Raw genomic sequence first — 24892 nt, forward strand, 5'->3', positions numbered from 1 at the left:
CTATCCATTATTTAGCAAAACTAGCTGTGGAATATTATTGGATATTGCTTTAAGATAAAGAGACAAACAGTTATCAATACATCGATTTAAATAGTGGAGGAAAAACGGATGAATACTTTGTATGAAAAAATAATTGATGTTTTGCAGCTTAATGGACCAACAACCCTTTCCGTCATTTATAATGAATTAAATCGCTATTTAGGAGAGGATGATACACCGATTTCAATGTCCTCCATTAAGTCTGTCCTTTCTCGCAAGAAAGACTTATTCGAGGTTTGTGATGATATTGTATCGATTCATCCAGATAAAGAAATTACAAAATTAATTGTTGAATATAAGGTTAATCAAGAACACTCTTTTAGTATTCATATCGATTTTGACCTTCACAATTATTTAATTCAAGAATGGAGTCAATTTCCAATTGTCATTCCACCAGTTTTTAATAAAATCGAGCCATACGAATACGATGCTTTAAAGATGGAATTATATCGATTGAAAATTTGGAATTGGGAAGAAGAGCTCTTGGGAATTGATTCAGTTAAATGTACAGTTCGGTTAGTTACTGTAAATGCCTCTTACACTGTTGATTTAGTAAATATACAATCAAAAGAATGGAGACATTTACAGAAAATCATTTCCCTTTTTACAGATTTAGAATTGCTGCTTAAGTAGTGGAGATAAGCATATCAGTGGGGAAATTGATGTTCTTATTTTTATAAAAGGCTGTTTTCTAAAGGATTATTGTTTTTTCAATAGGAAAAAAAGAATTAGTTGGAAACAATTAGCAGCCGGAATACATGAAGAATCCTGTGGGACTAGCGAGACAGTCTGAGACCCCGGAGGCTTAAGCTTAGCCCCACGGAAAGCGAAGTGTATTCCGGCTGCGGGTAATCGCAACAAACTTTACGAAAACAGCCTTATAAAATTAATAGGAAATTACTGAGAAATCCCTTTTGCTTTTTAACATCAGCAAAAGGGATTTGTTGTTATTTATAATTTAACGATACATCGTCCATAATCCAATATCTTCAAATCCGATTTTTTTATAAATCTTTCCTGCCTCTGGATTGTCATAAAACAAGCAGACATATTGTTTTTCAGCTAATACATCATTAATAAGTGCTGTCATTAACTTACTAGCATACCCATTATTCCGATAATCTTTGTGTGTGCATACACCGACTATCATTGCCGATTGGGAATTTTCGGCTGTAGTTGAAACAGTTGAAATAATATTTCCTCTATCATTTTCAAGAAAATATGTGCGTCCGGTTTTAGATTCAATTGCTTTTTTTAACATTTCTTTTGTTTCATCTGTCGTGCTAAATTCATCGATGGAATGCTGTAATGCTACAATTCTGTCAATATCAACAATCGTTGCGTTTTTGATTGTTTCGGTTGCTTGTAATTCTCTTTTTGTTCCACATTGTGCAAAATATGTGACTCTTTTCTTTCCTAATGTAATGTTAGGGTGATTTTCAAATCTCTCCACTAACTCAGCTTTACCAGACAAGGTAACAGGCTTGTTATTAGAATACATAATTGTAGCAAAGCCGTTTACATCAAAATTGTCCTTATCTTGACAATAAAATATATAGCTTTCAAAGTATTTTAGCAGAACTGCAGTTACTTCCCCATTTTTAAATTCTCCCCAAAGCTTTTGGAATGTTGCATGGTAGCCGAACGCTTCAATATCGCCAATAATAAATAGATTGATTGAAGGATTCTGGAACAAAAATTCCATGACAATGGAATGATCTTTCTCTGTAAGTTCTCGAATCATTTATGTAACCTTCTTTCTGTCTATAAAATAATTATTTGTAAGTTTACCATAATATTTAGAATTTAAATAGAGTTAAGAATTGTTTTATTAATGATTTTGTAAAGAGATTGGATAGTATTGCTTGGATGAGGGAAGGAAAGTGGCGTCAAGAGGGGGGGATGAAAACTACATTAGCAGTAGAAGCGTGGAAAGTGGTGTTCATTAGGGAGATGAACACCATATTAGCAGTAGGAGTCAAAGAAAATGGCGTTCATCCGCAAGATGAAAACCAAAACCGCAACAATACCAACATAAACTAATATTAAAAACAAGCGATAAAATCCACATGCAAATAAACCAACGAATATAACATCCACATCAAAAAAATTACAACTCCAAAGATATATTCTAAAAAGGGAGTTTAAAAAAGTCTAGACAAAACACAAATAAAAACCAGCTGAAACAACAATATCAGCTGGTTTTCATTACCGATCATATCAAATAAAGAAAAGGGCATTCTACTAAATTACAGGGAACTAGATAATACATTAAAATATCTTGCATCTGGATGGGCAAATACCATTGCAGAAACAGATGCTTCTGGTTCCATCATACATTCCTCCGATAAAGTAATGCCAATATCCTCTGGAGAAAGTAGTCCAAATAATTTTTTTTGGTCTTCTAGTTCAGGGCATGCTGGGTATCCAAATGAAAATCGTTGCCCTTGATATTTCGCAGCAAAGCGTTCCTTCATCGTAAAGGTTGCTGGATCAGGGAATCCCCATCTATCTCTAATTTGGCGATGAATTAATTCTGCCAGACCTTCTGCTGTTTCTAAGGCTAGTGATTGTAGGGCATGGGATTCAAGAAATCTTCCATCCCGCTTTAATTGTTCTGCTGCTTCTCGTATTCCTGTGCCAGCTGTAACTGCAAAAAAGGCAACATAGTCCATCATTCCGCTTTCGACTGGCTTTAGATAGTCTGCGAGACAAAGATATGGTTCTCTTTCTTGTCTTGGAAAGTCAAAGGTTTCCAATAGCTTAGATGCATTCTCTGGATCATAAATATATATTTTATTTCCATCCGATTGAGCAGGATAGAAGCGGTAAATGGCTTTAGGATATATCCAGTTATTTTGTTCTGCTTCCTGTAAAAGCTGTTCAATCATATTGTTTAGTTGGACCGCTCTTTCATCTTTAGCAGAGAGTAGCATTTCTACTTTTCCTTTTAAACCTAGATGGTGTCCTAGCAGCATTTGTTTATTAATATATGGTTTAATATGCCCAAGTGTATAATTGGTTAATAAATGCCTTTTGGTATCCTGTGGTATGAAGATAGGCGCATTTTGATTTATTGTTTTTCTTTTTATGCCTGTGATAATAGGTTTTACAGGGTCCTTGATTGGCTTTGTTAAAAGTGCTTGTTTTTTTCTGTTATGTTCTTCTTTAAGTAAAAGCACTTCTTCATTATTTGTAAGTTGATTTGCAAGTGAGAGTCCATTCATGGCATCTTTTGCATAAAGTACTAATCCATCATATTCCCTTGTAATTTTCGTATCAGTAAATTTTCTTGATAAAGCAGCCCCGCCGACTAATATAGGGATATCTATTCCTGCTTGTTTCATATCGGCTGCTGTTAAAACCATCTGCTGGGCTGATTTTACAAGGAGACCAGATAAACCAACAATGTTTGGCTTTTCCTTTTTAATTGCAGAAACTAACTCTGCTGGTGGAACTTTTATACCTAGATCAATGACATCATAGCCGTTATTTGAGAGAATAATATCGACAAGATTTTTCCCAATATCGTGAACATCTCCTTTTACGGTGGCTAAGATAACTTTACCTTTCGTTGAGGTTGAAACGTTTTTGTCCATATAGCCTTCTAAAAAAGAAACAGATGCTTTCATTACTTCTGCACTTTGGAGAACTTCTGCCACAATTAACTGATTATCATTAAACAAGCGACCGACTTCTTTCATTCCGTTCATTAGCGGTCCATTAATAATATCTAATGGTGCACTATAGTTGTTTAGCGCAATTGCCAAATCATCTAGTAAACCTTCCTTTGTTCCTTCCACGACATAATAAGCCAATCGTTCATCTAATGTTAAATGTTCTAGTGAATTAACCTTTTCTTTTTTCTTATCCCGATAGAAATCGGTAAAAACTGCTAATGTTTCATCTGTTGTTTCAAATAATAGCTTTTCAGCTAACTCAATTTCTTCTTTACTAATGGACGCGAATCTTTCTAGCTTTTCCGTATTGACGATGGCGTAATCTAGACCAGCTTGCGTACAGTGATAAAGAAAGACGCTATTTAGTATTTCTCGGCCAACAGGAGGGAGACCAAAGGAAACATTGCTTATTCCAAGAATCGTTTGAACATCTGGACAAGCTTCTTTAATTTGTTTGATTCCTTCTACAGTAGCTTTAGCAGAACCAATATATTGTTCATCGCCAGTACCTACAGGGAAAACAAGGGGGTCAAAAATAATATCCTGGCCATTTATCTTATATTTGTTCGTTAATAATTCATAAGAGCGTTTTGCTACTTCTAACTTTTTTTCCACTGTTACTCCCATTCCATCTTCATCGATTGTTCCTACAACAACAGAGGCACCATATTTGTGGATGAGAGGGGCAATGGCTTGAAATCTTTCTTCCCCATCTTCTAGGTTAATACTATTAATAATTGCCTTACCTTGTGAATAGGAGAGGGCTTTTTCAATTACTTTTTCATCAGTTGAGTCGATGACAAGAGGCACCTTCACTTTTTTTACAACCTCTTTCATAAAAAGCTCCATATCCTCCAGTTCATCTCTATCAGGATCTGCTAAACATATATCGATAACATGTGCTCCGCCCTTAACTTGGGCTCTTGCAATTTCTGATGCTTCTTCAAATTTCGCTTCATTTATTAACCGCTTAAATTTCCGGGAACCGATGACATTTGTACGTTCTCCAACCATTATCGGTCTTAATGTAGGGTCATCATAAATGAATGGCTCAATTCCAGAAACCATATGATAGTTTGTTTCCGCTACTTTCCGAGGGGAAATCTCCTTCATTTTTTCCGATATTGCTCGAATATGCTCTGGCGTTGTCCCACAGCAACCACCGACGATGTTTAGCCAGCCTTCTTTTGCAAAACCGCTTAATTTATTCGCAAGAGAGGATGCTGTTTCATGATAATGTCCTTCTTCATCCGGTAAGCCGGCATTAGGATAGCAGCTTACGGCATACTTTGAAAGACCAGAAAGAGAGCGGATATGATCCTGCATAAACTCCGGCCCTGTCGCACAATTTAATCCGATTGCAATTGGATTCATATGTTCAACAGAAATGTAAAAAGCTTCGATAGACTGGCCAGCTAGGGTTGTTCCCATTGGTTCAATTGTGCCTGAGATCATTAACGGTAGTTCTTTTCCTGTCTTTGAAAAGGCCTGCTTAATTCCGAGAAAGCCAGCTTTTACATTTAACATATCCTGACTTGTTTCTAGGAGGAGAATATCTACGCCTCCATCAATAAGACCAGTTGCTTGTTCTTCATATGATGCGATAAGCTCATCAAATGTAGTGCCACCAGTAACACTTAATGTTTTGGTTGTAGGTCCCATTGCACCTGCGACAAACCTTGGCCAATCGGGAGTTGAATATTTCAAAGCAGCATCTTTGGCGAGTTTTGCTGCAGTTATGTTCAGTTTGTAAGCAAGATGTCCTAGATGATATTCATCTAGGACAAGTTTAGTTGCGCCAAATGTATTTGTTTCAATAATATCAGCGCCAGCCTCAAGATATGCTTCATGAATTTTGGAAATGATTTCTGGTCTTGTTAATGTTAGATTTTCATTACAACCTTCTAATTCCTCGCCACCAAAATCGGAAGCTGTTAAATCCTCTTGTTGGAGCATTGTGCCCATTGCGCCGTCCATAATCATGATTTTTTGTTTGAGTTTGTCAGCTAATGATATTTGTTGCATCACATTTCCTCCTAGTTGCAGCAGTTCGTAACTTAGTATAGCGAGCCAATTCGACTGAAAGCTCATATCGTAAAAAAGGCGTTATTAAATAGATACCGTTAAAGAAGGTGGATGCAGTATCAATTAGCGACTTTGTAATAGTTAAACCTTCTTGTGTTGCTTTTTCTGGATTGTCTTTTAAATTTGCCATTGCCTGACGAATCGAATCCTCTATTTTTATACCAGGTACTTCATTGTGAAGAAATTCGGCATTATTGCTGCTCGTCAAAGGCATTAAGCCGATATAAATTGGTATATCAATATGTTTAGTAGCTTCATATAACTCAACTATTTTTTCTTCTGAATAAATTGGCTGTGTAATAATATAATCAGCTCCGCAGGCAATTTTCTTCTCGAGTCTTTTAACAGCCTTATCCACTTGGCGAACATTTGGATTAAATGCCGCAGAGACAGAAAAAGCTGTCTTTTGTCCTAAGTTTTTTCCAGAGAATGAGAGACCTTCATTTAACTGCTTGATCATCGAAATTAAATCAAAAGATGTCATATCATAAACGGAAGAAGCACCTGGAAAATCGCCAACTCTTGCAGGATCGCCTGTAATTGCTAAGACATCATGAAGGCCAAGTGTATGTAATCCCATTAAATGAGACTGCAATCCAATCATATTCCGATCCCGGCAAGCAATGTGAATAAGGGGACGTAGGCCAATATTCTGCTTTACTAATGTACCGATTGCTGTATTGGAAATACGAGCAGATGCTAAACTATTGTCTGCAAGCGTAATGGCGTCAATGCCTTCTTCTTTTAATTTTTTTGCTCCTTCAAAAAAACGTGTTGTATCTAATTTTCTTGGCGGATCTAATTCTACAATGACCGAAGCTCTTTCCTTTACAATTTCCTCCAAGGGTGTGAATTCCCGTGGGGGAGGGGAGTGAAGGACAATAGAATCTACCATAGCTTTGTTAGATGTAACAGGTTTATCTGTAATAGGGGAAGCATTTTTCAATACTTCCGCGAAGTTTTTTATATGTTCAGGTGTTGTTCCACAACATCCTCCCAATAGCCGAACCCCTTGTTTACGGAACTCTTCAGCTGATTTTCTGAAATATTCCGCATTGTCCTTATATTCGAATTTTCCGTCAATATAAGTTGGTAAACTAGCATTTGGATATGCTGATAAATAGGCATCCTTTGGCAGTGGAATCTGCTCGAGTGATGCAATCATATGGTGTGGGCCCAATCTGCAATTTAGCCCAATGACATCTGCTCCTAAACCTTCTAATCTCTCAAAGGCATTCTTTAGTGGCGACTGATTTTGCAACACGCCGATTTCATGTATGGAGACCTGCGCTATGACTGGAAGGTCTGTTTCTTTTTTTGTAATTTGTAATACTGTTTCTAATTCTTCCATATCATAAAATGTTTCTAAGAGAATACCATCGACACCTTCTAGAAGTAAACAATAAAGCTGTTCTCGAAAACTTCGCTTTAATTCTTCTAAGCTAATGGCTTGAGGCTTCATTCCTCTATTTCCGCCAATTGTGCCTAAAACACTCACATTCTTATCTTTTGAAGATTGTTTGGCAATTTTAACGGCAGTACTGTTTATTTCCTTTACGCTATCCTCAAGCCCATATCTTTGTAACTTTAAATAGTTGGCAGCATATGAATTTGTTTGAATAATATCTGCACCTGCATGGATATATGCTTGATGAACCTGTTCAATTTGTTCTCGATGAGAAATATTTAATGCTTCGAAGCAAGTATCCTTTCCGTAAGAATAGAGGAGGGTACCCATAGCACCGTCCGCTATTAAAATTTCGCTTTTTAGTCGATCAAGAAAACTCATCATATTCCTCCATTAAATATAATGTAGCTCCGCTGTTTTTTTCAATGCAGCCTCAAAGTCATTGATTAAGTCTTGAGGATTTTCTAGTCCAACGGAAAGGCGAAGAAGAGCATCTGTAATTCCACGTTCTGCCCGAGCAGCAGGATCCATTGCCGCGTGAGACATTTTTGCAGGATACGAAAGAATTGATTCGACTGCACCGAGACTTACAGCAAAAACCGGTAGTTTCACATTTTCAACAAATGTCCGCATTGCTTCTTCTGAATGTAACTCAAAGGAAAATACAGCACCTGGATTTGACGCTTGTTTTCGCTGGATGGCATATTGTGGATGGTCTTCAAATCCAGGATAATGTACTTTTTTGATTAAAGGATGATTTCGTAAATGCTCTGCAATAATTCGAGCACCATCACTTGAATGCTTCATGCGGACATGTAAAGTCTTGATTCCTCTAAGCAGTAACCAGCAATCCTGTACACCAAGAACAGCACCAAAGGAATTTTGCAAATAGCCAATTTGTTTGGCAAGGGATGGATCCTTTACAACTGCAACGCCGGCAATAACATCACTATGTCCAGACAAGAATTTAGTTGCACTATGTAAGACGACATCAGCTCCAAGTGTTAATGGCTTTTGTAGGGCTGGTGTTAAAAAGGTATTATCAACGAATGTCCACGCATTGTACTTTTTTGCTAGAAGGCTAATTGCCTCAATATCTGTAACCTTTAACAACGGATTAGAAGGAGTTTCTACATAGAAAACTTTTGTATTTGGTAAAACCGCTGCTTCAACAGCTTCTAAATTTGTCATATCAACAAAGGTATGGTCTATGCCAAAGCGATTTAACACAGTTGTAACCATACGATAAGTACCGCCATAAACATCTTCCGAAATCACAACATGGTCACCTTGTGATAATAAGAGGAAGGCAGTTGAAATAGCAGCCATTCCAGAAGAAAAGGCAAATCCATGTGTACCATCCTCTAATTCTGCTACGACTTCTTCTAGGGCTTCCCTTGTTGGGTTCAAACTTCTGCTATAATCATATTTGCCAAATTCATCTATATCCTTTTGATGGAAGGTAGAAGCGTGCTGAATTGGCACGCTAACGGCTCCTGTTTCTGGATCGAATTTATGCTTATTATGAAGTAGTTTCGTTTCAAATGTATATGGTGTGCTCATATTGTTACCTCCTTGGCAATTCCCTTTGCAATGGAAAATGCTTTATCCAAATCTTTTATTAAGTCATTTACATTTTCAATACCTACAGAAAAACGCAATAGCTGGTTATCAACACCTGTTTCTAATCTTACTTCTAATGGAATATCAGCATGGGTTTGTGTAGCTGGATAGGTAATAAAGCTTTCCACACCACCTAAACTTTCTGCAAAAGAGATGAGAGTTAAATTTTGCAGAAATGGATTTACCCAAGATTCGTTTTGAATTCTAAATGAGATCATTCCACCTCGACCAGGATAGAGAACATCTACAACAGCTTCGTGTTCTTGAAGGAAGGAAGAGAGTGTTTTTGCATTTTCTTCATGTTTCTCCATTCTTAACGCTAATGTTTTCATTCCTCTCATTAATAACCAAGAATCAAAGGGACTTAAAACAGCACCAGCGGAATTATGATGTAAAAAAAGCTCCTTACAAAGTGCTTCTCCTTTAGCTACAATAAGACCTGCAAGGACATCGTTATGACCGCCCAAATACTTTGTCGCACTATGGATGACGATATCAGCTCCTAAGCGAATCGGCTGTTGGATAATAGGAGTATAAAAAGTATTATCTACAATAAGTAAAATATCGTTTTCTTTTGCAATGGAAGCAACTTCAGAAATATCCGTTTGCTCCATTAAAGGATTAGTAGGAGTTTCAAGGAAGATCGCTTTTGTATTAGGGGATATTGCCGCACGCAGGGCATTTGTATCTGAGGTATTGACGTAAGTACATCGCAGACCCCATTTTTTATAGCCTTGTTCTAGCAGTCTGTATGTTCCTCCATATAAATCTTTGGAAATAATCCACTCATCACCACTTTGGAAAAGAGAAAGGATTGTTTGAATGGCAGCCATTCCTGAACTACAAGCGAATCCTTGATCTCCTTCTTCTAAATCAGCAATCGCTCTTTCTAAAATTTCTCTAGTTGGATTTCCAGTACGAGTATAATCGTAGCCAGTTGACTCTCCAATACCGGCATGACGATAAGCGGTGGAAAAATAGACAGGTGGATTTACCGCACCCGTTGTTGTTTCACTGCGATTTCCAATTTGTGCTAACTTCGTTTCTAAATTATACATTCTATAACTCTCCTATTCTTTTATGTGGATTTTTTATGTAATAAGTACGTACCAAGAAAGAATAGAAGAAAAAATCCATAAAAAAAGTCTCCTTCGTTTATAAGAAGAAGACTTTGATTATTTATTGGTCCTTCTTCTTATCTTTCAAGCCATTATGCTTGATGGAATTAGCACCTTTTCAGTATTTTGTAGGGTACTGAAGGTTGCTGAGGTTTCTTCGGGCCATTCCCTCTACCTCTCTTGATAAGAATTACTTATGTAATTGTTTCTTAATTTACTATATATTTTAAAAGTTAGCAACAATTATTTTTTATTTCTGAAAAGAATCTTTATTCTTCTTATTTTAAATAAGCGGAAAATAAAGTTATATTTCTTCAATAAGCTGATATACATCTACATCTAATTCATAATCAGGATTGGCTTTCGTATATATTCTTGCTTTTTTCGTTTTCTCATCAACGTTTTGAATGATTATCTTTTCTCCCTGATAACTAACATCCACAATATCCGCCGCATTCATAATTTCAATCGCACGTCCAATATTCATTGTGAAACCTCCTAAACTTCCTAATAATACTTTCATCTTAAATAATAAATTAAAACAATAGACATACGAGTTTAAAAAAAACCTATTTTCTTATGCTATTTTTTCCAAATTATTCTAAAGAACGAATAATACTTTCTTTATAATGGCTAAATTTCTAAAATTTTATGCCCGATTTTTTCTTCTCATCATATTTTAATGTTTCTTTCATGCCTTTTTACAAAAAGAGGTATACCATTTGTTTTATTCACTTAAGCACATTGAAAAATATGTTTATATTATCAACAGAAGTAATATAGTTGCTTAATTATCCCATTGCAATGGGTAAATAGGAAATATCCTTATTGCATTAAGCAAAAATTTCATTAAAAGGAGAGATGAAACATGAATTTTCTTCGCATCGCAATGATCGTATTTAGTTCCATAACTGCTGCGTCTTTATTTGGCTTTCAATTTGTTGAAATAGCGCACGCAATTATGGATTCTATGTTTTCAAAAGAAAATTAAATGTCGTAAACAATTTTTGTATATCAAGCTTCTAACATGATAAAATAACGATATCTTTAGGTAAGTTAAAGCTGTTTTGTTGAAATTTTTTTCTCCCAAATTTCAACATTACGCTTATAACGATACCTATGTACATATAGAGAGCGTGGTATGATGAAAAAAATTTTGATAATTGAAGACGAAAAAAATCTTTCGAGATTTATTGAATTAGAATTAACGTATGAAGGTTACAAAACAGAGGTTTGTTCAGATGGTAGAAGCGGTCTTCAAAAGGCATTAGAGGAAGATTGGGATATCATTTTATTAGATCTTATGCTGCCAGAATTAAATGGAATTGAGGTATGCAGAAGACTCCGCCAAACAAAAAACACCCCTATATTAATGATAACTGCACGAGATAGTGTTCTAGATAGAGTATCTGGATTAGATAGTGGCGCAGACGATTATTTAATTAAACCATTTGCTATTGAAGAGCTACTTGCAAGACTCCGTGCGTTGTTTCGCAGAATTGATCCACAAAGTAATTCTTCCAATAAAGTAGTGACAAAGCTAACATACAAAGACATTACGCTTGAGGTGGAGTCGCATATTGCCAAAAAAGGCGAAGCACTTCTATCCTTAACGAAAAGAGAGTATGATTTACTTTATATGTTTATGACCAATATAAATATCGTTTTATCTAGAGATAAATTATTAGAAAAGATATGGGGATATGAATCAGAAGTAGAAACAAATGTGATTGATGTATATGTAAGATATTTAAGAAATAAGCTTGATCCATCTGGACAAGAAGTATATATAGAAACGGTCAGAGGAATAGGATATGTGATGAGATGAAATTTATAAAAAAAGTGTCTCTTTTACCTTGGAAGTGGAAATTAACACTAGCATTATCTGTTAGCATTTTTTTAACTTATTCTATTTTTTCTTTTTTTGAGTTCCATACTGTTTCTTCTTGGTTATTAAATCAGGAAGAAACAGATATGAAGCAAGCGATGGAGCAAGTCGTCCAACAGCTGAATATAAAGGAAAGAGATCTTACAGAAGAAGAACTGACAGATAATATTGCTTTATTGGAGAAATTAAATAATAACAATCAGCTTATTCGTGTATTGGATGATGATGGACATGCCATCCTTTCTGATATGAATGGTGATTTCCCCATCATTGAACCTAATCAGATATACAATGATGAGCAATTTCATTATATTTCTATTGGTGAGCAGAACTCAATAGTATACAGTAAGGAATTAAAGCTGCCATCATTTAAAGGAAGAGTTGAAATCATAAGATCTCTGCAATCATTAGATAAGGTTCGTGAACATTTACGTTTTGCCATGATGTTGTTTACAATTGCTGCGTTATTAATAAGTGGACTTATTGGGTACTTTATTTCCTATTTATTATTAAGACCTGTCAACTCCATGACAAAAACCATGAAAAAAATTAAGAATACTGGCTTTAAAGAAAGAATGCCTGTTTATCGTCAAAAAGATGAAATATCCGATTTAACGATTATTTTTAATGAGATGATGGATGTGATTGAACAGTCCTTTCAGCAACAAAAACAATTTATTGAAGACGCTTCCCATGAGCTGAGAACACCAGTTTCTGTGCTAGAGGGACATCTTTCTATGCTAAATAGATGGGGAAAAAATAATAAAGACATTTTAGAAGAGTCCCTTGTGGCATCTACCGAGGAAGTAACTAGATTAAAAAAATTGATCATCAGCTTATTAGACTTATCGAGATTAGAACAAAATAGAGGAGAATCCGATTTAACGCCGGAAAGAGTAAAGTTGGTTTTAGAACACACAATCCGTGATTTTACAATGCTCCATCAGGATTTTACCTTTCAAATGAAGCTTGATTCCCTTCATCTTTATAAAGTGTCTGAACAGCATTTACAGCAAATCATTACAATTTTAATGGATAATGCGGTGAAATATTCTTTTCAAGAAAAAAATATTTTTCTTCATACGTATGAAACAGACCACCATTTTGTTCTAGAGATTAGTGATCAAGGAATTGGTATCCCGAAAGAAGACATTGATAAAGTATTTGATCGGTTTTATCGTGTAGATAAAGCCCGAAGCAGAGAGCAGGGCGGAACAGGTCTTGGATTGGCTATAGCTAAGAAAATTGTAGAATTGTATAAAGGAACGATAACGATTAAAAGTAAAGTTGGACAAGGGACAAAAGTCATGGTTCGATTTCATATATAGAAGAAAAGGAAGTTCTACCGTGTAAAATACGTGGTTTGAACTTCCTTTTTTCCTTTGTCATGTAATGATGAAAGCCGCATAAGATTACTAGTAAGATTGTTTTTTTTGCCAAGATAGGAGCGGCAAAAAATATTTTTAATTTTTTTACTATAAAAATGTGTAAAACTTTTGAAGCTGTAATTAAACCATGATAGAATAGTAATGTAAACGTTTTAAAAAAGTTTTTTTAATAAAAGGTGTATTGTGCAATAACAAAGGGAAGATAAAAATGATATTAAAAGTGGTGGAGGGAAATTTTCATGGAGAAGCCATCTGGTGGTACAGTCTCATACCAACCAAAGTTTTACGGGCCCAATTTAGGGCTTGTAATGGAGCTTTATGAGCAATATGTTCAAGATCCGAATTCAGTTGATGAAGAAATGAAAAAGCACTTCGATCAATGGGGTCCCCCGATTGATCATCAAGAACAAACTAGCACAAATCATTTATCTTTACAATCCGAGGTTCAAGTTGAGAAAATTATTGCAGCGGTTACATTAGTAAATAAGATAAGGGCTTATGGACATTTAGCCGCAGATATCTACCCTTTAAAGGACCATAAAAGAGAATATGATTTATTTGAACTATCGCGCTTTAATCTTACAAAAGAAGATTTAGTAAAAATTCCAGCCTCTTTAATTTGTCCAGACGCACCAAAGCATGTATTTAATGGCTTTGAGGCTGTTCAGTATTTAAAAGATATTTATATGAAGACGATTGCGTTTGAATACTATCATGTTAATGATATTAAAGAAAAGAATTGGCTGCAGGCAAAAGTGGAGTCTGGAAGCCTAAAGCCTGCGTGTCATAAGGAATTAAAAAAGAAATTATTAAAAAGAGTAATTGAAGTAGAGGAATTTGAGAGTTTTTTACATAGAACGTATGTAGGGCAAAAGAGATTTTCTATTGAAGGTCTTGATGCAATGGTACCGTTGATTGATGAGATTATTTCAAAATCAGTGATCAATGGTGCACAAAATATTAATATAGGAATGGCACACAGAGGTCGATTAAATGTTTTGGCACATGTTTTAGAAAAGCCATATGAAATGATTTTTTCTGAATTTCAGCATGCTCCAAATAAGCAATTAGTTCCTTCTGAAGGATCCATCGGAATCAGTTTTGGATGGACAGGAGATGTTAAGTATCATTTAGGCTTAGATCGCCAAATTAAAGCGAATAATGTGTCGAATGTCCGTTTAACACTTGCTAATAATCCGAGTCATCTCGAGTTTGTTGGTGCAGTTGTAGAGGGCTTCACACGTGCTTCACAGGATGATAGAACGAAACCAGGATTTCCAGAAGAAGATTCAAACAAATCTTTAGCTATCTTAATTCATGGGGATGCAGCATTTCCAGGGCAAGGGATTGTTTCTGAGACATTAAATCTTACAGGATTAAAGGGATATCGAACTGGAGGTACCATTCATATCATTGCCAATAATACCATTGGCTTTACGACCGAATCGAGTGATTCTAGATCTACTCGCTATGCAAGTGATTTAGCAAAAGGGTTCGAAATACCGATTATTCATGTCAATGCAGATGATCCAGAGGCTTGTATTAAAGCTGCGAAGCTCGCATGTGAATATAGAGCAAAATTTAAAAAGGATTTCTTAATCGATTTAATTGGCTATAGAAGATACGGGCATAATGAAATGGATGAACCAATGACAACAAATCCATTAATGTACAAGTTAATCCATGAACATCCTACTATTACAAAGCTGTATGGTGAAAAACTAGTCACAGAAAATATTATGCAAGAAACGGAAGTTCAAGCTATCAAGGATGAAGTGATTGGAAAATTAAAAGAAGCACATGAACGAGTGCCGAAACAGCATGAGGATCCAATCATTACAAATCCACCTAATTCAGTGGAACGACAATTACCACAAATAAACACAGCTGTTTCGATTGAACAACTGAAACATATTAATAATGAATTGCTTTCTTATCCTCCTCCATTTCAAATTTTTGATAAATTAGGAAAAGTATTAAAACGAAGAAATGATGCGTTAGAGGGAAATGGCAAAATTGATTGGTCTTTAGCAGAAACATTAGCATTTGCTACGATTTTGGAGGATGGGACACCTATTCGTTTATCTGGTCAAGATTCGGAACGTGGTACTTTCGCTCATCGTAATATTATCCTACATGACTATCAGACAGGAGAGCAGTATTCACCATTACATACCTTATCAACTGCAAAGGCATCGTTCGCTGTTCATAATAGTCCATTGTCAGAAGGTTCCGTCTTAGGATTTGAGTACGGTTACAATGTTCATGCACCAGAAACGCTTGTGTTATGGGAAGCACAATTTGGCGACTTTGCAAATGCGGCTCAAGTAATGTTTGACCAATTTATTGCAGCAGGCAGAGCGAAATGGGGACAAAAATCCGGTCTAGTTATGCTTTTGCCACATGGATATGAAGGGCAGGGTCCAGAGCATTCCAGTGCAAGACTAGAAAGATTCCTAATTTTAGCAGCAGAAAACAACTGGACAGTGGCAAATTTATCATCATCAGCTCAATATTTTCATATTTTAAGAAGACAGGCAGCTATTCTAAAAAAAGAAGAAGTTCGCCCACTAGTTATTATGACACCAAAAAGCTTGTTGCGTAATCCAGATGTTGCTTCAAATAGTTTAGAATTCAGTGATGGAGCTTTCCAATCTATTTTGGAAGTAGAGGATGGATTGGAAAATCAAAAAGCTGTTACTCGATTAGTTCTGTCAACAGGGAAAGTTTCCATTGATTTATATAAAGCATATCAGAATCTTGAAAACGCGAATGCCATTCATCTTGCAAGAGTAGAAGAAATTTACCCATTCCCGGAAGAAAGACTAGCAGAAATTATTCAGCGTTTTCCTCATTTAAAAGAAATTGTATGGGTGCAAGAGGAACCAAAAAATATGGGGGCATGGAGCTTTATGGAACCAAGAATTAGAAAGCTGATTCCAAATTCTGTTTCCTTGCAATATGTTGGTAGAAGAAGAAGATCAAGTCCTGCTGAAGGGGATCCAAATGTTCATCGTAAAGATCAAGCAAGAATTGTAAATGAAGCATTGACAATGGAATGAATTGAGGGGGAAAAATAAAATGGCAGAGATTAAGGTACCAGAATTAGCTGAATCCATTACAGAGGGAACAGTAGCACAATGGTTGAAGAAAACAGGGGAGTACGTAGAAAAGGGAGATTATATTGTTGAACTAGAAACAGATAAAGTAAATGTGGAAATTATTTCGGAAGAAAGTGGCATTATTCAAGAATTAAAAGCAAGTGAAGGAGACACTGTCCAAGTTGGGGAAACAATTGCGATTGTAAATGCACAAGGGGCAGCAGCTGAACAACCAAAAGCAGTAGAAGTAGTAGAAGAAAAGCAAGTTGCAGAGGAAATAACAGAAGCTCCACAAGCAGAACAGCCTAAGGTACAAGAAGATTTATCGGGTACGAAACAACTTCCGATTGCTTCTCCAGCAGCTCGCAAATTGGCACGTGAGCGAGGAATTGATTTAGCTGCTGTAAAAACAAATGATCCGTTAGGAAGAGTTAGAGCACAAGATGTAGCAGCATTTGAGCAAAAGCAAGTTGAAGTTCCAGCAGCTCAGCCATCACAAGCTCCCAAAGCAGCTACATCCACTCCTGCCGCTGAAATGGATAACCGAGTAGAAAGAGTTAGAATGACAAGAAGAAGACAAACTATTGCTAATCGCCTATTAGAAGTAAAACAAAATACAGCAATGCTGACTACTTTTAATGAAGTAGATATGACAAATATTATGGCACTTAGAAATCGTCGGAAAGATACGTTCCAAAAAGAGAATGATGTGAAGCTCGGATTTATGTCTTTCTTTACAAAAGCTGTCGTAGCTGCTTTAAAGAAAGCGCCGCTACTAAATGCAGAAATTCAAGGCGATCAAATCGTATTGAAAAAATATTATGATATTGGTATTGCCGTTTCAACAGACGAAGGACTTGTTGTACCTGTATTAAGAGATGCGGACCGAAAAAACTTCGCAGAAATTGAAGGGGAAATTTTAGGTTTTGCTAGTAAAGCTAGAAATAATAAACTTTCCTTGAGCGATTTGCAAGGTGGTACATTTACCATTACTAACGGTGGTGTGTTCGGCTCCTTGTTATCTACTCCAATTCTTAATGGGCCACAGGTTGGAATACTCGGAATGCATAAAATTCAATTACGCCCTATCGCAATTGATGCAGAAAGAATGGAAAATCGTCCAATGATGTATCTTGCGCTTTCCTACGATCATCGAATTATCGATGGGAAGGAAGCCGTTACCTTCCTAGCCAGAATTAAAGCATTACTAGAGGATCCAGAATCTTTATTATTTGAAGCATAAGTAATGATTTAAATAGATACAAGTGGTTTTCACATAAGAAACCACCTGTATTCTTTTTATACTTGAATAATTTTTCATCTAAAATTTTAAAAAGAAAGGAGTAGATTATGAAAGACAATGACACCGTACTAGTTTTTGTATATGGCTCTTTGTTAAAGAATGAATTGAATCATTCTATGATGACAAATTATACATGTGTTGCTGAAGACGTTTGGATTTACGGGAGATTATATGATGCTAGCTTAGAATATCCTTTTTTAATCATAGATAATCATAAAAAAGTATATGGCGAATTATACGAAGTCCCAGTAGAAGAAGTATCTTTACTTGATGCATTTGAAGATTATGAGCCTGAAGGAAAGGATAATCTCTATGTACGGAAAGAAGTGACAGTATATAGGGACAATGAAACTTGGCAAGCATTTGTATATGTCTGTAATCAAGAAGAAATGCTGCAACAAGAAATAACAGAGGAAAGTTGGCGAGCATATAGAAACAAACAGTCAAAAAAATGTTTCTAACATAATAACTCTTTTGGTTTAATGGATACTCCTTCTGTGGTATAGATTATTATCGACATCATAGAAAGAAGGTCATAATATGTATATTCAAGAACATAATAATTTATATGTTATCAAGTATGATCATACATCCTATTATGCAATGGATTTCAAACGCTTAGATTGGATAAATGGCGTTTGCTATGTGACTTTTTTACAAGCATATACAGGAAAATGGTTTACTTTTGAAAGAAATAAGATTAAGTGGATGGTAAAGGAAAAAGAGAATTTAGTTTCATAATGAGAACATGTTGCACTATGTATCGGTTTCCCTTTATACTAGGATAGTACTAGAATGAAAGGAGCAAAGAAATGATACATCAAAATTGGGAAAATAAACAAACCATTAAAAGAGTAAAATGTATACATACCGATGCAAGCAAATACATTGTTAATAGAGTGTTAACTGTTGGAAAAGAATATGAAGTGAAAAACGAAACAGAGGAATTTTACTTTGTAGTTGATAATACCGGTAAAGTCGGCGGATTTTACAAGGATTACTTTCAAACAATATAAGAAGATTAGATGTCTTAAATGAGCAATTCAGTTATGAATAGGAGGACCAATTCGCTAATAGAATCCCTCTCCTTAAACATAACGAATATCATTTTAGAGACATCTTTTTTGTTTTTCATTACAACCCTTTTTATAATTTATATAATAGTCAAGAGGATGAATAAATCATGAGTTATTTTTATGTTGGGCTTGGTGGAGTAATTGGAAGTATATTAAGATATGTAGTTGGCCAAGTTCCTTTTCCGTATGAATTTCCCTTTCAGACAATGGTGATAAATACTATTGGTTCTTTTGTTTTAGGATGGTTCACCAGTGCAATTATCAAAAAACAAAAGATTAAATCAGTATATGCAACAGCGATTGGAACAGGAATGATTGGTTCTTTTACAACTTTATCCACACTTAGCATGGATGCTGTACAGTTAGTAGCTGTAGGGAATTATTTACTTGCAACATTTTACGTAGCTGGTAGTGCTGTATTCGGATTTATGTTTGCAGTTATAGGATTAAAATTGGGAGAAAGAAAGTGGAGTCGATCAAATGCTTAATAACCTTCTATTAATCGGGTTGGGGGCATTTCTTGGTGCCATCAGTCGATTTGCACTTATTAATGAATTGAAAAAAAGAATACAGTCAAGTATCCCTATTCCAACAATGATTGTAAATATTAGTGGATCGTTCCTATTAGGATTACTAGTGGGATTGAAGGTATATACAAGTATATATTTTATTATGGCAGTTGGTTTTTTGGGAGCATATACAACCTTTTCAACATTAGCAGTTGAAGCTGTAACATTAATGAGAGAAAAGAAAAATGGAGCTTTTTTCCTTTATTCTTTAGGAACCTTTTTTGGAGGGATTTTATTTTGTCTAGCAGGTTGGAAACTTGCTTTAATCTTATAAATAAGTCTTTCAAATAGGAAGAAAGAAAAAGGACAAATTTTACTAGAATAGCTTTCAGTAAAATTTGTCCTTTATCATTATTTCTCTGTAACTACTTTTGCGTTAATGGGTTGTGGAGGATATAGCTTTCTCCCTAACAAGGATTGAAAGGTTAGAAAGATACCGCCGACAGTCCAATAGAGCGGTAAAGCTGCAGGTGCATTTAAAGAAACCATAACGATCATGACAGGAGATAGTAATCCCATTATGCGCATTTGCTTTTTTTGTTCTTGTGTCATAGTACTTTGAGAAACTCTAAACTGCAGATAATAAACAATTCCTGCTAATGCAGTTAAAATAAGGTCAGATTGACCTAAATTAAACCATAAGAAAGAATGGCTAGCTATTTCATGAGAACCGCGGATTGCATAATAGAAACCCATTAAAATTGGCATTTGAATCAGCATAGGCAAACAACCGATATTTAAGGGATTAATATTATTCTTCTTGTATAAATCCATCATTTCCATTTGTAGTTTTTGCTGCTCTTTTTGATCTTTTGTGCTTTTGATTTTTTTCTGGATAGCATCCATTTCAGGTTTAATAAGTTCCATTTTTCCTTTCATATGCTGTTGGTTTTTATATTGCTTTAGCATTAATGGCATAAGGACTAAGCGGATCACTAATGTGATAAGAATAATCGCAAGACCATAGCTTCCAGCAAAGACATCAGCAGTCCCATGAATAATCGCTATGAAAGGTTCTACAAATACTTTATGGAAAAACCCATCATTATTTCCTGTTGTTGAAGATGAACATGCACTCAGTAAAATAGTTGAAAAACTTAACAGCATAATTAATAAAGTGTTTTTAGATAATTTTTTCAATGTAATTCCTCCAAATTGTTAGTTAAATATTAGATAACAATGGAGAAATTAGGTTTTTCAGGATCATCATGAGAACTCTCTATTCTTTTACGGATATTTTTAACAATCCAGTGCAAAATAGGAGTATTATATTTTTGAACATTCATATTTATTGTTGTGATTGAAACATCTAGCGACAATTTCTGTTCTGTCGCAAAGAATTCCTGTTGGATGGTAGTCTTTATATTCCAATCCCATAAGTATTTCAGTACTAGACCTACTAAAAATGTATAGTAAACCGTTTGATAACTAGGAAAAAATGTAAAGTCTAATAATAAATCAATCATTTATACACCTCATTATTAGTGAACAATAAAATTATATCGAAATCACCGTTGAAAAGCAATTTGCAACTGGGACTATAGTAGAATTTTAAAGAGATTATGAAATATTTATGACAATTTATTAGTAACACAAAAACAATGTGATTATTTACCATTTTATAAAAAGCGGAGGATTTCCTTTCAATAAAATCAGAAGAATTGAGTATTTACAATAGGAAAAAATAAAATGAATGGTATAATAAAGGATAGTTTAAATAAAACCGCGGATGTTTCATAAATTCGTTTATTACTGAACTTGATGTAATAGATGTAACTATTAAATAGTGCATCAACTATCAGCAATTATAAGATATACTCCCATTTGTTCAGATAAAACAAAATTTGCGAAATCATCTTATTTTATTATCATAAGTGGAAGATGAAGGGGGATTTAATGAAAGCTCTAATTAATATTGATTATACTTTTGACTTTGTAGAGGGCAATTTACCATGTGGGATACCTGGCATTGCGATAGAAAAAGAAATTGTGAGTATAACAGAGCGTTTTATCGAAAATGGAGATTATACGGTGTTTGCCATTGATTTGCATACATTAAATGATAATTATCATCCAGAATCTAAGCTTTTCCCACCTCATAATATAGCTGGAACCAAGGGAAGAGAGTTGTATGGAGCACTTCAAAAAACATATGAAAATAATAAAGAGTTAACCAATGTTTATTGGATCGATAAGACTAGATACAGTGCTTTTGCTGGCACAGACTTACATATTAAATTGCAAGAAAGGTCAATAAAAGATATCTATCTAGTTGGCGTTTGTACAGATATTTGTGTATTGCATACTGCTGTTGATGCTTATAATCATGGGTATAATATCCATATATATGAAAATGCCGTAGCAACATTTAATGAAATTGGCCATCAGTGGGCATTGGAGCACTTTAAAAATGTACTAGGAGCAAGGATCCTTTAGTCGTTTAAGGGTAGCAGGAGGATTATAATGAGTTTTAATTATGAAGATGACAGTTTAATGTTACATACCGATTTATACCAAATTAATATGGCAGAAACATACTGGGAAGATGGTATTGCAGAAAAGAATGCTGTCTTTGAAGTTTATTTTAGAAAATTACCATTTCATAATGGCTATGCCGTATTTGCAGGACTGGAGAGAGTTATTCAGTATTTAGAGAGTCTCCATTTTTCAGAAAATGATATTGACTATTTAAGACAAGAAGGGTTTAAAGAGGATTTTCTTGCTTATTTAAAGGATTTACAGTTTACTGGCAGCTTGCGTTCAGTTAAAGAAGGCGAAGTTGTTTTTGCAAATGAACCATTAATGAGAATAGAAGCACCTCTTGCGCAAGCACAAATCGTAGAAACAGCTATTTTAAATATTGTGAATTACCAAACATTGATTGCGACTAAAGCTTCAAGAATTAAAAATGTGATTGGTGATGAAATAGCAATGGAGTTTGGAAGCAGACGTGCCCATGAGTTAGATGCAGCCCTCTGGGGTACACGCGCTGCCTTTATTGGCGGTTTTAGTTCCACTTCGAATGTTAGAGCAGGGAAGCTATTTGGAATACCTATTTCTGGAACACATGCCCATTCCATGATTCAGGCATATCATGAAGAGTATATTGCTTTTCACAAATACGCAAGAAGACATAAGGACTGTGTGTTTTTAGTAGACACCTATGATACTTTGCGTTCTGGTGTGCCAACTGCAATTAAAGTGGCGAAAGAATTAGGAGAAAGCATTAATTTTCGCGGTGTTCGCTTAGACAGTGGAGACCTTGCTTACTTATCGAAAGAAGCAAGGAAAATGCTCGATGAAGCAGGTTTTACAGATGCAAAAATAGTTGCAAGTAATGATCTTGATGAATATACAATCATTAACTTAAAAGCACAAGGTGCAAAAATAGATATTTGGGGAATTGGCACGAAATTAATTACTGCATATGATCAACCAGCTCTTGGTGGTGTTTATAAACTTGTTTCGATAGAAGACGAGGATGGTACGATGCAAGATACGATAAAAATTAGTGGCAACCCAGAAAAAGTGACTACACCTGGGCTAAAAAGGGTATATCGAATTATAAACGATATAAATGGGAAGTCAGAAGGGGATTATATTTGTTTAGAATCGGAACATCCAGAAACGGAAGAGCGTTTAAAGATGTTCCATCCAACCCATACGTATATCAGTAAATTCGTTACGAATTTTACAGCTGTAGATATTCACCAAGATATATTTATAAATGGAAAATTAGTATATGATACGCCTGATATCTTTGCGATTCAAAAGTATTCACAGCAAAGCTTAGAAATACTATGGGATGAATATAAGCGTTCTTTAAATCCAGAAGAATACCCTGTAGATTTAAGCCCATTATGTTGGGAAAATAAAATGAATCTTTTAGAAAAAGTAAAGGTAACTATTCAAAATCGAAAATAAGGAGGAAAAATCATGAGTAGCTTACAACAAAAAATTATGAAGGATTTAAATGTCCAACCTGAAATTAATGCGAAAGAGGAAATTGAAAAAAGAGTCCAGTTTTTAAAGGATTATGCAAAAAAAGCGAAAGCGAAAGGCTTTGTCTTAGGAATAAGTGGTGGTCAAGATTCATCATTAGCTGGGAGATTAGCACAACTTGCAGTGGAACAATTACGTGAGGAAGGATATGACGCAACCTTTATTGCGGTAAGACTACCATATGGAGTTCAGGCAGATGAAGTAGATGCGATACGTGCATTAGAATTTATCAAAGCGGACAAAGAATATGTATTTAATGTAAAAACGCCGGTCGATGGTGTAAAAGAAGTATTTGATGGAATGAGTGAAACATCATTATCCGATTATCATAAAGGAAATGTAAAGGCTAGAATGCGTATGATTGCTCAATATGCAATTGGCGGCCAGGAGAATCTACTTGTTATTGGTACGGACCATGCAGCTGAAGCTGTTACAGGCTTCTTTACAAAATATGGTGATGGTGGTGCTGATATTCTACCTTTAACAGGCTTGTCTAAAAGACAAGGGAAGCAACTATTAAAAGAATTAAATGCAGAAGAAGCAATTTATCTAAAAGTTCCAACAGCTGATTTATTAGACAATAAACCGGGACAAGCTGATGAAACAGAGCTTGGAATAACTTACGATCAACTAGATGATTATTTAGAAGGAAAAGAAGTTAGTTCAGACGTTGCTGAAAAAATAGAAGCACGCTATTTAGTAACAGAGCATAAACGACAAGTTCCAGTTTCTATGTTTGACGAATGGTGGAAAGCATAATAGAAAAAACGAGGAGTCGAATATTTATTCGGTTCCTTTTTTTATAAAAAGCTAATTATCCTATTATTTCTTTATCAATATAAGAACTTTGCACAAGCATGTCCTTAGATTTAGCATATTCTATAATGAAAGTACAAAATATGTAAATATGATAATATATTGTACGAAAAAATCAAAAGGAGGGAAATAAATGTTTAAAATTTTTGGTTTTGATGTTGATTTTGTTTTTTTAAATATTCCTGTATCCTTTGAATATGAATTTAAGATAGGAAAAAAACACCATGGTAACCGACCGCAGCCACCATTTCCGCCCTATCCTCCATATGCAAACAGAGATGTTTAATTAGAGGAATAATAAAGAGGTATGGTTTGAACTGACCTAGCCAAATGAGACATATATAAAACACCTATCCATATTAAATTTAACACTTTTTCATTAATTTGATATTGGTTCTTTACTGGAAATAGTTCAGGCACTTTGTCACTTTACTTGGAGCCTCTGCGGGCATAGATTCTTTAGCCAGGAAGCCAGATATCTCAAAGAGAATCTGGCTTAGCCATAATAGGCTATCATGCCCGCATCTCCAAATAAAGTGCATGTCTTTTCTACATGCAAAGTGGATAACCCCGAAATCCTTTAAGCTGCCTTTAATCCAAATTCTATTGGAGTTAAGTAGCCTAATTTTGCTTGAATCCTACCCTCGTTGTAATGATGAATGTACCCATCTATTCTAGAAATAACTTCTAAATTAGATAGGGTATTAAACTTACAATATTGGAATTCCTCTGTCTTTAAATTTGAATGAAATGATTCAATCACCGCATTGTCCCAACAGTTCCCTCGTCTGGACAT

25 protein-coding genes and 1 riboswitch are annotated in these 24892 nt (G+C 35.1%); of the genes, 16 read left to right on the forward strand and 9 right to left on the reverse strand.

What is annotated here, in order from left to right:
• The first annotated feature begins 108 nt into the window (after positions 1-108).
• The gene (locus tag ACTNDN_RS17865) at positions 109-672 is read left to right on the forward strand and encodes a hypothetical protein (RefSeq protein WP_031538705.1); all 564 of its coding nucleotides are present in this window, start codon (positions 109-111) and stop codon (positions 670-672) included.
• A 325-nt stretch (positions 673-997) separates the two neighbouring features.
• On the opposite strand, the gene ACTNDN_RS17870 is transcribed toward ACTNDN_RS17865, so the two are convergent.
• Complete coding sequence (locus ACTNDN_RS17870; RefSeq protein WP_235249273.1) at positions 998-1783, reverse strand: GNAT family N-acetyltransferase; 786 nt, start codon at positions 1781-1783, stop codon at positions 998-1000.
• Between the two features lie 158 nt (positions 1784-1941).
• On the opposite strand from ACTNDN_RS17870, the gene ACTNDN_RS17875 reads away from it, so the two are divergent.
• Positions 1942-2082, forward strand: coding sequence for a hypothetical protein (locus tag ACTNDN_RS17875; protein WP_155986766.1), 141 nt, complete (start codon positions 1942-1944; stop codon positions 2080-2082).
• A 206-nt stretch (positions 2083-2288) separates the two neighbouring features.
• On the opposite strand, the gene metH is transcribed toward ACTNDN_RS17875, so the two are convergent.
• The 5 genes from metH to ACTNDN_RS17900 form a co-directional block, all read right to left on the reverse strand.
• Positions 2289-5744 (reverse strand): methionine synthase, encoded by a 3456-nt coding sequence (gene metH, locus ACTNDN_RS17880; protein ID WP_031538709.1) that lies wholly within the window; start codon positions 5742-5744, stop codon positions 2289-2291.
• The gene (locus tag ACTNDN_RS17885) at positions 5722-7593 is read right to left on the reverse strand and encodes a bifunctional homocysteine S-methyltransferase/methylenetetrahydrofolate reductase (protein WP_031538711.1); all 1872 of its coding nucleotides are present in this window, start codon (positions 7591-7593) and stop codon (positions 5722-5724) included. Before ACTNDN_RS17885 ends, metH begins: the two co-directional genes overlap by 23 nt.
• 12 nt (positions 7594-7605) lie before the next feature.
• Complete coding sequence (metC, locus tag ACTNDN_RS17890; RefSeq protein ID WP_031538713.1) at positions 7606-8775, reverse strand: cystathionine beta-lyase; 1170 nt, start codon at positions 8773-8775, stop codon at positions 7606-7608.
• On the reverse strand, positions 8772-9893 hold the full coding sequence (locus ACTNDN_RS17895; protein ID WP_031538715.1) for a methionine biosynthesis PLP-dependent protein: 1122 nt from the start codon (positions 9891-9893) through the stop codon (positions 8772-8774). The genes metC and ACTNDN_RS17895 overlap by 4 nt, the downstream gene beginning before the upstream one ends.
• A 134-nt stretch (positions 9894-10027) precedes the next feature.
• A riboswitch (SAM riboswitch) is annotated at positions 10028-10143 on the reverse strand.
• 114 nt (positions 10144-10257) lie between these two features.
• Entirely contained in the window at positions 10258-10440 is a 183-nt protein-coding gene (locus tag ACTNDN_RS17900; RefSeq protein WP_031538716.1) for an H-type small acid-soluble spore protein, read from the reverse strand.
• A gap of 381 nt (positions 10441-10821) precedes the next feature.
• Here ACTNDN_RS17900 and ACTNDN_RS17905 point away from each other — a divergent pair, with 381 nt between their 5' ends.
• The 10 genes from ACTNDN_RS17905 (at position 10822) to ACTNDN_RS17950 (ending at position 19552) form a co-directional block, all read left to right on the forward strand.
• Positions 10822-10944: a hypothetical protein gene (locus tag ACTNDN_RS17905; RefSeq protein WP_268817820.1), complete on the forward strand. Its 123-nt coding sequence runs from the start codon at positions 10822-10824 to the stop codon at positions 10942-10944.
• Between the two features lie 153 nt (positions 10945-11097).
• Positions 11098-11781, forward strand: a complete 684-nt coding sequence (locus ACTNDN_RS17910) for a response regulator transcription factor (protein ID WP_031538717.1) — start codon at positions 11098-11100, stop codon at positions 11779-11781.
• Positions 11778-13169 carry a HAMP domain-containing sensor histidine kinase gene (locus ACTNDN_RS17915; RefSeq protein ID WP_031538719.1) on the forward strand — a complete coding sequence of 464 codons (1392 nt, stop codon included), beginning with the start codon at positions 11778-11780 and terminating at the stop codon, positions 13167-13169. The genes ACTNDN_RS17910 and ACTNDN_RS17915 overlap by 4 nt, the downstream gene beginning before the upstream one ends.
• Positions 13170-13468: 299 nt before the next feature.
• On the forward strand, positions 13469-16291 hold the full coding sequence (sucA, locus tag ACTNDN_RS17920) for a 2-oxoglutarate dehydrogenase E1 component (protein WP_031538720.1): 2823 nt from the start codon (positions 13469-13471) through the stop codon (positions 16289-16291).
• Between the two features lie 19 nt (positions 16292-16310).
• Positions 16311-17573, forward strand: coding sequence for a 2-oxoglutarate dehydrogenase complex dihydrolipoyllysine-residue succinyltransferase (gene odhB, locus ACTNDN_RS17925; protein WP_031538722.1), 1263 nt, complete (start codon positions 16311-16313; stop codon positions 17571-17573).
• Between the two features lie 107 nt (positions 17574-17680).
• Complete coding sequence (locus ACTNDN_RS17930) at positions 17681-18094, forward strand: gamma-glutamylcyclotransferase family protein (RefSeq protein ID WP_031538724.1); 414 nt, start codon at positions 17681-17683, stop codon at positions 18092-18094.
• Between the two features lie 79 nt (positions 18095-18173).
• Positions 18174-18374 (forward strand): hypothetical protein, encoded by a 201-nt coding sequence (locus ACTNDN_RS17935; RefSeq protein ID WP_031538726.1) that lies wholly within the window; start codon positions 18174-18176, stop codon positions 18372-18374.
• 71 nt (positions 18375-18445) lie between these two features.
• On the forward strand, positions 18446-18649 hold the full coding sequence (locus ACTNDN_RS17940) for a DUF6501 family protein (RefSeq protein WP_031538728.1): 204 nt from the start codon (positions 18446-18448) through the stop codon (positions 18647-18649).
• A 167-nt stretch (positions 18650-18816) separates the two neighbouring features.
• On the forward strand, positions 18817-19197 hold the full coding sequence (locus ACTNDN_RS17945) for a fluoride efflux transporter FluC (RefSeq protein WP_031538730.1): 381 nt from the start codon (positions 18817-18819) through the stop codon (positions 19195-19197).
• On the forward strand, positions 19190-19552 hold the full coding sequence (locus ACTNDN_RS17950) for a fluoride efflux transporter FluC (RefSeq protein ID WP_031538732.1): 363 nt from the start codon (positions 19190-19192) through the stop codon (positions 19550-19552). The genes ACTNDN_RS17945 and ACTNDN_RS17950 overlap by 8 nt, the downstream gene beginning before the upstream one ends.
• A gap of 77 nt (positions 19553-19629) precedes the next feature.
• Here ACTNDN_RS17950 and yidC read toward each other — a convergent pair whose 3' ends face one another.
• The gene (gene yidC / locus ACTNDN_RS17955; RefSeq protein WP_031538734.1) at positions 19630-20418 is read right to left on the reverse strand and encodes a membrane protein insertase YidC; all 789 of its coding nucleotides are present in this window, start codon (positions 20416-20418) and stop codon (positions 19630-19632) included.
• A gap of 29 nt (positions 20419-20447) precedes the next feature.
• Positions 20448-20744, reverse strand: coding sequence for a hypothetical protein (locus ACTNDN_RS17960; protein WP_031538735.1), 297 nt, complete (start codon positions 20742-20744; stop codon positions 20448-20450).
• 430 nt (positions 20745-21174) lie between these two features.
• Between ACTNDN_RS17960 and ACTNDN_RS17965 the strand changes: the two genes are divergently transcribed.
• From ACTNDN_RS17965 to ACTNDN_RS17980, 4 genes are all read left to right on the forward strand, one after another.
• Positions 21175-21714, forward strand: coding sequence for a cysteine hydrolase family protein (locus ACTNDN_RS17965; RefSeq protein WP_031538736.1), 540 nt, complete (start codon positions 21175-21177; stop codon positions 21712-21714).
• Positions 21715-21741: 27 nt separating this feature from the next.
• A complete protein-coding gene (locus ACTNDN_RS17970) occupies positions 21742-23202 on the forward strand; it encodes a nicotinate phosphoribosyltransferase (protein ID WP_031538738.1) in 1461 nt (486 codons plus the stop codon).
• A 12-nt stretch (positions 23203-23214) separates the two neighbouring features.
• Positions 23215-24039, forward strand: coding sequence for an ammonia-dependent NAD(+) synthetase (nadE, locus tag ACTNDN_RS17975; RefSeq protein ID WP_031538740.1), 825 nt, complete (start codon positions 23215-23217; stop codon positions 24037-24039).
• A 190-nt stretch (positions 24040-24229) separates the two neighbouring features.
• Positions 24230-24382 carry a hypothetical protein gene (locus ACTNDN_RS17980; protein ID WP_155986767.1) on the forward strand — a complete coding sequence of 51 codons (153 nt, stop codon included), beginning with the start codon at positions 24230-24232 and terminating at the stop codon, positions 24380-24382.
• A gap of 294 nt (positions 24383-24676) precedes the next feature.
• Here the strand turns inward: ACTNDN_RS17980 and ACTNDN_RS17985 are convergent.
• Positions 24677-24892, reverse strand: a 216-nt coding sequence (locus ACTNDN_RS17985; RefSeq protein ID WP_441131659.1) for an IS3 family transposase, incomplete at its 5' end; no start/stop codon positions are given.

The sequence above is a fragment of the Niallia sp. HCP3S3_B10 genome (assembly GCF_052064465.1).
In the GTDB taxonomy this organism is placed as follows: Bacteria; Bacillota; Bacilli; order Bacillales; family Cytobacillaceae; genus Niallia; species Niallia hominis.

What these genes read in the sequence shown, in the direction of transcription:
- ACTNDN_RS17865 (WP_031538705.1), top strand. Translation starts at nt 109, where the DNA reads ATGAATACTTTGTATGAAAAAATAATTGATGTTTTGCAGCTTAATGGA.
- ACTNDN_RS17870 (WP_235249273.1), bottom strand. Translation starts at nt 1,783, where the DNA reads ATGATTCGAGAACTTACAGAGAAAGATCATTCCATTGTCATGGAATTT.
- ACTNDN_RS17875 (WP_155986766.1), top strand. Translation starts at nt 1,942, where the DNA reads ATGAAAACTACATTAGCAGTAGAAGCGTGGAAAGTGGTGTTCATTAGG.
- metH (WP_031538709.1), bottom strand. Translation starts at nt 5,744, where the DNA reads ATGCAACAAATATCATTAGCTGACAAACTCAAACAAAAAATCATGATT.
- ACTNDN_RS17885 (WP_031538711.1), bottom strand. Translation starts at nt 7,593, where the DNA reads ATGAGTTTTCTTGATCGACTAAAAAGCGAAATTTTAATAGCGGACGGT.
- metC (WP_031538713.1), bottom strand. Translation starts at nt 8,775, where the DNA reads ATGAGCACACCATATACATTTGAAACGAAACTACTTCATAATAAGCAT.
- ACTNDN_RS17895 (WP_031538715.1), bottom strand. Translation starts at nt 9,893, where the DNA reads ATGTATAATTTAGAAACGAAGTTAGCACAAATTGGAAATCGCAGTGAA.
- ACTNDN_RS17900 (WP_031538716.1), bottom strand. Translation starts at nt 10,440, where the DNA reads ATGAATATTGGACGTGCGATTGAAATTATGAATGCGGCGGATATTGTG.
- ACTNDN_RS17905 (WP_268817820.1), top strand. Translation starts at nt 10,822, where the DNA reads ATGAATTTTCTTCGCATCGCAATGATCGTATTTAGTTCCATAACTGCT.
- ACTNDN_RS17910 (WP_031538717.1), top strand. Translation starts at nt 11,098, where the DNA reads ATGAAAAAAATTTTGATAATTGAAGACGAAAAAAATCTTTCGAGATTT.
- ACTNDN_RS17915 (WP_031538719.1), top strand. Translation starts at nt 11,778, where the DNA reads ATGAAATTTATAAAAAAAGTGTCTCTTTTACCTTGGAAGTGGAAATTA.
- sucA (WP_031538720.1), top strand. Translation starts at nt 13,469, where the DNA reads ATGGAGAAGCCATCTGGTGGTACAGTCTCATACCAACCAAAGTTTTAC.
- odhB (WP_031538722.1), top strand. Translation starts at nt 16,311, where the DNA reads ATGGCAGAGATTAAGGTACCAGAATTAGCTGAATCCATTACAGAGGGA.
- ACTNDN_RS17930 (WP_031538724.1), top strand. Translation starts at nt 17,681, where the DNA reads ATGAAAGACAATGACACCGTACTAGTTTTTGTATATGGCTCTTTGTTA.
- ACTNDN_RS17935 (WP_031538726.1), top strand. Translation starts at nt 18,174, where the DNA reads ATGTATATTCAAGAACATAATAATTTATATGTTATCAAGTATGATCAT.
- ACTNDN_RS17940 (WP_031538728.1), top strand. Translation starts at nt 18,446, where the DNA reads ATGATACATCAAAATTGGGAAAATAAACAAACCATTAAAAGAGTAAAA.
- ACTNDN_RS17945 (WP_031538730.1), top strand. Translation starts at nt 18,817, where the DNA reads ATGAGTTATTTTTATGTTGGGCTTGGTGGAGTAATTGGAAGTATATTA.
- ACTNDN_RS17950 (WP_031538732.1), top strand. Translation starts at nt 19,190, where the DNA reads ATGCTTAATAACCTTCTATTAATCGGGTTGGGGGCATTTCTTGGTGCC.
- ACTNDN_RS17960 (WP_031538735.1), bottom strand. Translation starts at nt 20,744, where the DNA reads ATGATTGATTTATTATTAGACTTTACATTTTTTCCTAGTTATCAAACG.
- ACTNDN_RS17965 (WP_031538736.1), top strand. Translation starts at nt 21,175, where the DNA reads ATGAAAGCTCTAATTAATATTGATTATACTTTTGACTTTGTAGAGGGC.
- ACTNDN_RS17970 (WP_031538738.1), top strand. Translation starts at nt 21,742, where the DNA reads ATGAGTTTTAATTATGAAGATGACAGTTTAATGTTACATACCGATTTA.
- nadE (WP_031538740.1), top strand. Translation starts at nt 23,215, where the DNA reads ATGAGTAGCTTACAACAAAAAATTATGAAGGATTTAAATGTCCAACCT.
- ACTNDN_RS17980 (WP_155986767.1), top strand. Translation starts at nt 24,230, where the DNA reads ATGTTTAAAATTTTTGGTTTTGATGTTGATTTTGTTTTTTTAAATATT.